At 71.1% G+C, this 7,964-nt stretch carries 7 protein-coding genes; 3 read left to right on the top strand and 4 right to left on the bottom strand.

Annotation, left to right across the window (positions count from 1 at the left end):
* Positions 1 to 336: 336 nt before the first annotated feature.
* Entirely contained in the window at positions 337 to 510 is a 174-nt protein-coding gene (locus MFF42_RS04165) for a hypothetical protein (RefSeq protein ID WP_238254629.1), read from the bottom strand.
* 436 nt (positions 511 to 946) lie between these two features.
* Here MFF42_RS04165 and MFF42_RS04160 point away from each other — a divergent pair, with 436 nt between their 5' ends.
* The 3 genes from MFF42_RS04160 to MFF42_RS04150 all read left to right on the top strand — a co-directional run bounded on the left by MFF42_RS04160 (position 947) and on the right by MFF42_RS04150 (position 3,892).
* Positions 947 to 2,131 carry an aminotransferase gene (locus MFF42_RS04160; RefSeq protein WP_238254628.1) on the top strand — a complete coding sequence of 395 codons (1,185 nt, stop codon included), beginning with the start codon at positions 947 to 949 and terminating at the stop codon, positions 2,129 to 2,131.
* 83 nt (positions 2,132 to 2,214) lie between these two features.
* Positions 2,215 to 2,652 carry a DUF4112 domain-containing protein gene (locus MFF42_RS04155; protein ID WP_238254630.1) on the top strand — a complete coding sequence of 146 codons (438 nt, stop codon included), beginning with the start codon at positions 2,215 to 2,217 and terminating at the stop codon, positions 2,650 to 2,652.
* A gap of 37 nt (positions 2,653 to 2,689) precedes the next feature.
* Entirely contained in the window at positions 2,690 to 3,892 is a 1,203-nt protein-coding gene (locus tag MFF42_RS04150) for an ABC transporter permease (protein ID WP_238254627.1), read from the top strand.
* A gap of 67 nt (positions 3,893 to 3,959) precedes the next feature.
* On the opposite strand, the gene MFF42_RS04145 is transcribed toward MFF42_RS04150, so the two are convergent.
* From MFF42_RS04145 to MFF42_RS04135, 3 genes are all read right to left on the bottom strand, one after another.
* Positions 3,960 to 6,185: a glycoside hydrolase family 3 N-terminal domain-containing protein gene (locus tag MFF42_RS04145; RefSeq protein ID WP_238254626.1), complete on the bottom strand. Its 2,226-nt coding sequence runs from the start codon at positions 6,183 to 6,185 to the stop codon at positions 3,960 to 3,962.
* Positions 6,186 to 6,317: 132 nt separating this feature from the next.
* Entirely contained in the window at positions 6,318 to 7,532 is a 1,215-nt protein-coding gene (locus tag MFF42_RS04140; RefSeq protein ID WP_238254625.1) for a GGDEF domain-containing protein, read from the bottom strand.
* A 181-nt stretch (positions 7,533 to 7,713) separates the two neighbouring features.
* On the bottom strand, positions 7,714 to 7,964 hold a 251-nt coding region (locus MFF42_RS04135; protein ID WP_238254624.1), incomplete at its 5' end, for a tyrosine-type recombinase/integrase.

Below are 7,964 nucleotides of genomic sequence, written 5' to 3'. Positions count from 1 at the left end.
GCCGGCTTCTGCCGGGCCTCGTAGGTGCGGTGGGCGACCGCGCCGGCGCCACCCAGGATCAGCAGGGCGACCATCCAGCGGCCGAACCGCGTGCGCCGGCGGACCGGCGCGGTCGGCACCGGATCCGCCGTCCGGTATTCCCGGGCGGTCTCCCTGCGTATCGGCGAACTCTCGTTCATCCCTCACACACTCGTCGACATCAACCACGGCCATCGAATGCGGGCCGGTCCGCAGGAACGCTTCAGTCGGCCGGAAGTCCGATCCCGTCGAGACCGTGCGGCCCGGACGGGCCCGCTTCGGTAAGGCCGGCGAGCATCGCCTGGCAATGCGGTGTTCCTACGGCGCCGACGTTTCCGGCATGTTGCTGCCCTCCGGCCCGCCCTGCGACTGATAGAGGCGCATCACGTCGCGGAACGAGGCATCGACCGGCGTCACCGGCACGACGAAGCGCAGGCCCAGGCCGAGACCGGCGGACATGACGGCCAGCAGCAGGCAGGTTCCGAGACGCATGATCCGCCGATGACGAGAGGGGCGCCGCGGGACCGGGCGCGCCGCCCGATCGGACATGAAAAAGGCCGCCGTGTCGAGCGGCGGCCTTTTCAGGAGGACGACCGGACCGGCCTGCCACACTCAAGAAACGAGGGGGCGAAGTTCCTTCAGCGCGGCGGCCGGTCCGACCGTGGGGTGAACATGCGCTTACGACTGATGATCGTCAACATTCGTCAGCCGTTCGATGCGCTGCAAAAACGGGTTTTCGCGGCTCATCCGCCAACTCGTGTGCGTGAACGCACGTCGCACAGACCGGATCGGGATGTTCTCGCAAGGCTCCGGCAAGACGCCTCTTGTCTTCGCGCCGGACGATACCAAGCGCGCTCAAGTTCTCGTCCCGTTCCCACCTTTCCGAAGGCGCTTGGAGCGGCGCGGCCGCTCTGCGAAGACATCGACCATGGATCCCGCAGCGAATCGCATCCCCGCTTTCACCGGTCACCCGGTCTTCGCCGACTTGCCGGAAACCGTGTTCGAATCCATGTCGCGGCTGGCGCGGCAGCACGGCGCGATCAATCTGGGCCAGGGCTTTCCCGACGGGCAGGGACCCGCCGACGTGCGCTCCGCCGCGGCGCGGGCACTGGAGAGCGTCAGCAACCAGTACCCGCCGATGATGGGGCTGCCCTCCCTGCGCGGGGCGATCGCGGCGCATTACCGGCACCATCAGGGCCTCGACCTCGATCCCGAGCGGGAGGTGATGGTGACCTCGGGCGCGACCGAGGCGCTCGCCGGCGCGCTGATGGCCCTGGTGCGGCCGGGCGACGAGGTCGTGCTGTTCGAGCCGATGTACGACGCCTACCTGCCGCTGGTGCGCCGGGCCGGCGGCGTGCCGCGCTTCGTCACGCTCAAGCCCCCGCATTTCCGGATCGAGGAGGCGGCGCTCGCCGCGGTGTTCTCCGAGCGCACCCGCCTCGTCCTGCTCAACAACCCGCTCAACCCGAGTGCCACCGTCTTCGGGCCGGACGACCTCGCCCTGCTCGCCGAATTCTGCCGGCGCTTCGACGCGGTGGCGGTCTGCGACGAGGTCTGGGAGCACGTGATCTTCGACGGCCGTCGCCACCTCCCGCTGATGGCGCTGCCGGGCATGCGCGAGCGCACGGTGAAGATCGGCTCGGCGGGCAAGATCTTCAGCCTCACCGGCTGGAAGGTCGGCTTCGTGATGGCGAGCGAGCCGCTGATGCGGGTCCTGTCGCGGGCGCACCAGTTCCTCACCTTCACCACGCCGCCGAACCTTCAGGAGGCGGTCGCCTACGGGCTGGCCAAGGAGGACGGATATTTCGAGGGGATGCGCGCCGAACTCGCCCGCTCCCGCGACCGGCTGGCGGCCGGCCTGACGGGGATTGGCTTCACGGTGCTGCCGAGCGCGGGCACCTACTTCCTCACCGTCGACGTCGCGGCTCTCGCCGAGGACGACGTCGCCTTCTGCGAGCGGATCGTCACCGCGCACGGCGTGGCCGCGATCCCCGTCAGCGCCTTCTACGCGGAAGGCGGCGTGAGACACCTCGCCCGCTTCTGCTTCGCCAAGACGGACGCCACCCTCGACGCGGCGGTCGAGCGGCTGGGGGGATTATTTCGCGGGCGGTGAGCGCGCGCGCGTCGGCTTCCTTGTGCAACGGTCGGGGTGGGGCCACATCGTCTGCCATGACCACCTCCGCCCAGACCCCCAGCATGGCCTATCGCGAGCCTCCCGGCGCGGCGCAGCTGCGCCGCTTCACCGACACCAGTACGGAGGCGAGCCTCCAGCGGCTGGAGCAGCTCGCCCACCTGATGGACTCGGCCTTCCTCCTGCCGGGCATCAACCGCCGCGTCGGGCTCGACGCGGTGATCGGCCTCGTCCCCGTGCTCGGCGACATCGCGGGCATGGCGATCGCGTCCTACATCGTCTACGAGGCGAAACGGCTCGGCGCGCCGCGCTGGCTGGTCTGGCGCATGATGGCCAACGTCGCCCTCGACGGCGCGGTGGGCGCGGTGCCGCTGGCCGGCGACCTGCTCGACGCGGCCTTCAAGGCGAACCGCCGCAACGTGCGCCTGCTGCGCCGCCATCTCGAGCGCAAGGGCGACTTGCGGCCGAGCGAGATCGAGGGCACCGCAATCCGGCTCGACTGAGCCGGCATCGGCCGCCCGAGCGTGAGGGTTGGAGCCGATGAACGAGCACCTGCGACCCGAACCCGACGCGGTGCCCGTCACCGCGCCGGGCAACGCGCCGCAGATGCAGGCCCTGCCGACCGCCGAGCGCCGCGGCCTCTCGCCGCTCAACCGGCGGCGGCTGGCGAATTTCCGCGCGAACCGGCGCGGCTACGGGTCGGCGGTGATCTTCACCGTGCTGTTCGTGCTGAGCCTGTTCGCCGAACTGATCGCCAACGATCGCCCGATCGTCATGCAGTACAAGGGCGAGTGGCTGTTCCCCGTCCTGATCGACTATCCGGACGAGAAGTTCGGCGGCTTCCTGGCCCAGACCGACTACCGCGCGCCCGAGACGCGCAAGGAGATCGAGGAGAACGGCTGGGCGCTCTGGCCGCCGATCCCCTACGCCGACAACACCTACATGCGGGACCTGCCGACCCCGGCGCCCTCGCCCCCGACCTGGATGCTGAGCGACGAACAGTGTCGCCCGGTCGCCGAGCGGGCCGGCGTGAAGGCCGAGGGGCGCGAACTCGGCTGCCGCGACATCGAGTGGCACTGGCTCGGGACCGACAACGCGACGCGGGACGTGCTGGCGCGGGTGATCTACGGATTCCGCATCTCGATCCTGTTCGGCCTCGTGCTCGCCGGCATCTCGTCGGTCATCGGCGTGATCGCCGGGGCGGTGCAGGGCTATTTCGGCGGCTGGACCGACCTCACCTTCCAGCGGGTCATCGAGATCTGGGGCGCGATCCCGACGCTCTACCTCATCATCATCATGTCGGCCTTCCTGGTGCCGAGCTTCTTCACCCTGCTCGGCATCCTGACGCTGTTCTCGTGGACGGCGCTCGTCGGCGTGGTGCGCGCGGAATTTTTGCGCGCGCGCAACTTCGAATACGTGCGCGCCGCCCGGGCGCTCGGCCTGTCGAACGTGCGCATCATGACCCGCCACCTGCTGCCCAACGCCATGGTGGCGACGCTCACCTTCCTGCCGTTCATCCTCAACGGCTCGGTGACGACCCTGACCTCCCTCGACTATCTCGGCTTCGGCCTGCCGCCCGGCTCGCCCTCGCTCGGCGAGTTGCTGGCGCAGGGCAAGGACAACATCAACGCGCCCTGGCTCGGCCTCACCGGCTTCTTCGTGGTGGCGACGATGCTGAGCCTGCTCGTCTTCGCGGGCGAGGCGGTGCGCGACGCGTTCGATCCGCGGAAGACGTTCGGATAGGGCGTCGTCCGAAGAGGTGACCGCCGGCCTTCGGAAAAAGGCGATGCCGGCATCAAAAGCTTGAGTGTCAGCGACGCGCCTCGTCGCTGCCGGGGGGCCCGCGCCAGCCGGTCTCGACGGTGAAGCCGGCGCTCCGGGTGGCGACCGCGTCGCCGCCGACATGGGCGAGGTAGGTCCCGGCCTCCACCACCAGCGTGCCGTCCGGCTCGTGATAGCCGAGGTCGCGCGCGGGCACGCGGAAGCTCGCGGTGCCGGTCTCGCCCGAGGCGAGATCGAGAAGCGCGACGCCCTTCAGCAGGCGTCGCGGCCGGCTGCGGCCCGCCACCGGCTGGCTGACATAGAGCTGCGCCACCGCCCGACCCGCCCGCGTGCCGTAATTGGTGACGGCTGCGCGCACCTCCAGCGCGGCGTCGTAGCGATCGCCGACACCGACATGCGGCGTCACGATCTCCGGCTCGCCGTAGGCGAAGCGGGTGTAGGAGAGGCCGTAGCCGAACGGGAATAGCGGCGACGGCGATTCGTCGGCATAGCCCATGGTCCAGCGCGAGCCCGGGAGATGCGGGCGCCCGCCCGGCAGGGCGTCGTAGGTCAGCGGCAATTGCCCGACGGTGCGCGGCCAGGAGACCGGCAGCTTGCCGGAGGGGTTGGCATCGCCGAACAGCGTCTCGGCCACCGCCGGCCCGCCCTCGGTGCCCGGAAGCCAGGCCATCAGCACCGCCTGCGCGTGGGCCAGCGCCGGTCCGAGTTCGGTCGGGCGTCCGCCGACCACGACGAGCGCGACCGGCTTGCCGGCCCCGGCGACCGCGGCGAGCAGGTCGTGTTGCAGGCCCGGCCAGGAGAGATACGCGCTCGAAGAGCCCTCGCCCGAGCGGTCCCGCGGCTCGCCCATCACCGCCACGACGAGATCGGCCCGCGCCGCCGCCTCGACCGCTTCGGCGAAACCCGCACGGCCGTCGCAGACCCGCGGGCATCCCGGCGCGAACTCGATCGCGACGCCGGCCGCGGCGGCGCGCTCGCGCAGGCCCGCCAGGATCGTCACCGCGTCCCATTCCTGCCCCGCGCCCTCGTGCGGGCCGACCTGATCCCAGGCGGAATCGGCGAAGGGGCCGACGACGGCGATGCGGCGCACCTTGGCCGGATCGAGCGGCAGCAGGTCGTCGCGGTTCTGGAGCAGGACGAGGCTCGCCCGCGCCGCCTCGCGGGCGAGCCGCCGGGTCTCGGGGCGCAGGAGTCTCTCCTCCGCACCGTCCGGATCGATCACGGCGCGGTCGAACAGGCCGAGCCCGAATTTCAGCCGCAGCACCCGGCGCACCGCCGCATCGACCGCCTCTTCCGGAACGCGGCCGGTGCGCACCTCCTCGGGCAAGTGGCGCAGGTAGAGCCCGCTCGTCATGTCCATGTCGACGCCGGCGAGCAGCGCCTTGCGCACGGCCTCGGCCCCGTCGCGGGCGACGCCGTGCTTCACGAGGCTCGCCACCGCCTGCCAATCGGCCACGACGAGCCCGGAGAAGCCCAGTTGCCGCCGCAACAGGCCCGTCATCAGCGCCGGGTCGGCGGTCGTGGGCAGGCCGTTCAGCGCGGTCAGCGCCGTCATTACCGCGTCGGCGCCGGCGCGGACGCCTTCGCGGAACGGCGGCAGGTGGAGGTCGTGCAGTTCGGTGGGCGCCACGAAGGTCGCGTCGTAGTCGCGCCCGCCGAGCACCGCGCCGTAGCCCGCGAAATGCTTCAGCGTGCTCGCGAGCCCGCCATCGCGAAAGCCTTCGACCTGCGCGGCGGCGAGCCGCCCGGTCAGCCACGGATCCTCGCCCAGGCCCTCGACGACCCGGCCCCAGCGCAGGTCGCGGGCGACGTCCGCCATCGGCGAGAAGGTCCAGTTGAGGCCGACGCCGACGGATTCGCGCGCCTGGGCGGCGGCGGCGCGGCGCAGGAGGCCGGCATCGAAGCTCGCGGCCATGGCGAGCGGAAGCGGGAAGATGGTGCGGTAGCCGTGGACGATGTCGAGTCCGACGAGCAGCGGGATCCCGAGCCGCGAGGAGCGGGCGAGCCGGTCGGCCTGGGCGACGAGACCGGCATTGCTGAAGTTGATGATTGCCCCGACTTCCCCGCGGCGGAAGCTGCCGAGGTCGAGGATCGGCTCGTGCGAGATCAGGTTGAGCTGGCCGGCCTTCTCCTCCAGCGTCATGCGGGCGAGCAGCGCGTCGATCCGGCCCTCGACCGGCTCGGCCCGGGCCGAACCCACCAACAGAACGGCCCAGGCGGCGCCGCGGACGATCCCCCGAGCCAGCCGCCGCATCGTCACCCTCTCCCCGGAGCGGTCTCGACCGCCCGCTCCCGTAGGGCGCGACGATGCCGCAGGATTCGGTGCGCCGTCGATGGAGGACCGGGCGGCTTCAACGGGCGGACGGCAGATCGATGTGGACGGAGCTCACGGCGACCGCATCCGGCTCCGGCGGCCCGCCTTGGCGTGCAGCCCCGTGCCGAGGGCCTCCTCGACCGCGGGAAGCGGATCGCCCCCGGAGGTGACGACCCGGTCGCGCCCGGTCCGCTTGGCCCGGTAGAGGGCGTCGTCGGCCCGGCGCAGCAGGTAGTCGAGGCTGCCGCCGATCTGGCTTTCCGCAGCGACGCCGACGCTCACGCTCATCGTGAGATCGGGATAGGCCGGGTGAGCGAAGCCGGCGACGCCGGCCCGAACCCGCTCGGCGACCCGCGCCGCCGCCCGCTCGTCGAACCGCGGCAGCAGGCAGGCGAACTCCTCGCCGCCCATCCGCCCGAACACCGTGCCGGGCGGCAGCAGAGGGGCGGCGATGTGGCAGAAGGCGGCCAGAGCCGCGTCGCCGACGCTGTGGCCGAAGCGGTCGTTGATCGACTTGAAGTGATCGAGATCGAACAGGAGCAGGGCGGCGGGCGCCACCGCGAGGTGCCGCTCGGCCCCCGCGACCAGGGCGCGGCGGTTGGCGATGCCGGTGAGCGAATCGGTCTCGGCGGCCAGCCGCTGCTCGCGCTCGGCCCGCTCCTTGGTCAGCGCCATGAACACGAAGGCGATGGCCACCGAGAACAGCGTGCCGGTGAAGCAGAGGATGGCGAACCACGGCGAGGCGACCGCGACGGAGGCCGGGATCGGCACGGTGAAGGCCAGCGGCACACGGAGCCAGTACAGGGCGGCGTAGGTCGCGAGCAGAAGCAGCGCCGGGTAGCGCGACACCAGCGGCTCGCCGCGTCCGCGCCAGATGGTGAGCGCGCCGGAGCCGCAATAGAACCCGGCGAGCGTCGAGGCGAGGCCGACGCGGGCGGGGAGCGACTCGAAGAAGGCGGGCACGAGACAGGCCGCGATCCAGATCGTCCCGCCGGCCAGGGCCCAGTCGAGGTGCAGCCGGCGGCCCTCGAAGGCGCGCACGCCGCTCCAGATCAGTCCGTAGGCGCCGATCATCAGCGCGTTGGCGAGACCGATGGACAGGCTGTCCGGGATCTGCCCGCGCAGGGCCAGCATCAGCGAGGCGACGCTGCCGACGACGTGGGCGACGCCCCACACCGCCAGGGCGCGCTCGCGGCGCGACTGGCTCCACGACAGCAGGAACAGCACGCCCACCGTGAAGGTGACGGCGGCCGTCATCGTGAAGAGTGTCGGGAGATCGAGGCGCATCGTACCCTGGCACCGGCCCGTTCGAGCCGCTGCGCCGACTCCTCAGCATCGTGGCCCTTGTAAAGGGTCAGACCACGCCCGCGATGTCAACGGCAATACACCAAGCTGGAGCCCGAATTTGTAGCAATCCATGACCGATCAGCCGGCATAGTCGGCATAATGGTGCGTTATGATACGGTTCTTATGAGGAAACAGTTCCAGGCTCGATGTAATCGTCTCGATCGTTGAGCGGATGAAGGTCGCGCACCATGCCCTTCAACCGTTCGTCGAGAACGTGGGTGTAGATCTGCGTCGTCGAGATGTCGGCATGTCCCAGCAGTTCTTGGACAATACGCAGGTCGGCACCGTTCTGGAGCAGGTGGCTCGCGAAGGCGTGCCGCAGCACGTGCGGGCTCACCCGGTCGGTCCGCAGGCCGGCGGCCGCGGCGCGGC

Origin of the sequence: Methylorubrum podarium (assembly GCF_022179745.1) — a bacterium.
GTDB lineage: Bacteria > Pseudomonadota > Alphaproteobacteria > Rhizobiales > Beijerinckiaceae > Methylobacterium > Methylobacterium podarium.
Note: the sequence above shows the minus strand (reverse complement) of the source record. Positions and strands in the feature narration are given on the sequence as shown.

Coding starts and splice junctions, on each gene's coding strand:
- MFF42_RS04165 (WP_238254629.1), bottom strand. CDS start 510: ATGCGTCTCGGAACCTGCCTGCTGCTGGCCGTCATGTCCGCCGGTCTC.
- MFF42_RS04160 (WP_238254628.1), top strand. CDS start 947: ATGGATCCCGCAGCGAATCGCATCCCCGCTTTCACCGGTCACCCGGTC.
- MFF42_RS04155 (WP_238254630.1), top strand. CDS start 2,215: ATGGCCTATCGCGAGCCTCCCGGCGCGGCGCAGCTGCGCCGCTTCACC.
- MFF42_RS04150 (WP_238254627.1), top strand. CDS start 2,690: ATGAACGAGCACCTGCGACCCGAACCCGACGCGGTGCCCGTCACCGCG.
- MFF42_RS04145 (WP_238254626.1), bottom strand. CDS start 6,185: ATGCGGCGGCTGGCTCGGGGGATCGTCCGCGGCGCCGCCTGGGCCGTT.
- MFF42_RS04140 (WP_238254625.1), bottom strand. CDS start 7,532: ATGCGCCTCGATCTCCCGACACTCTTCACGATGACGGCCGCCGTCACC.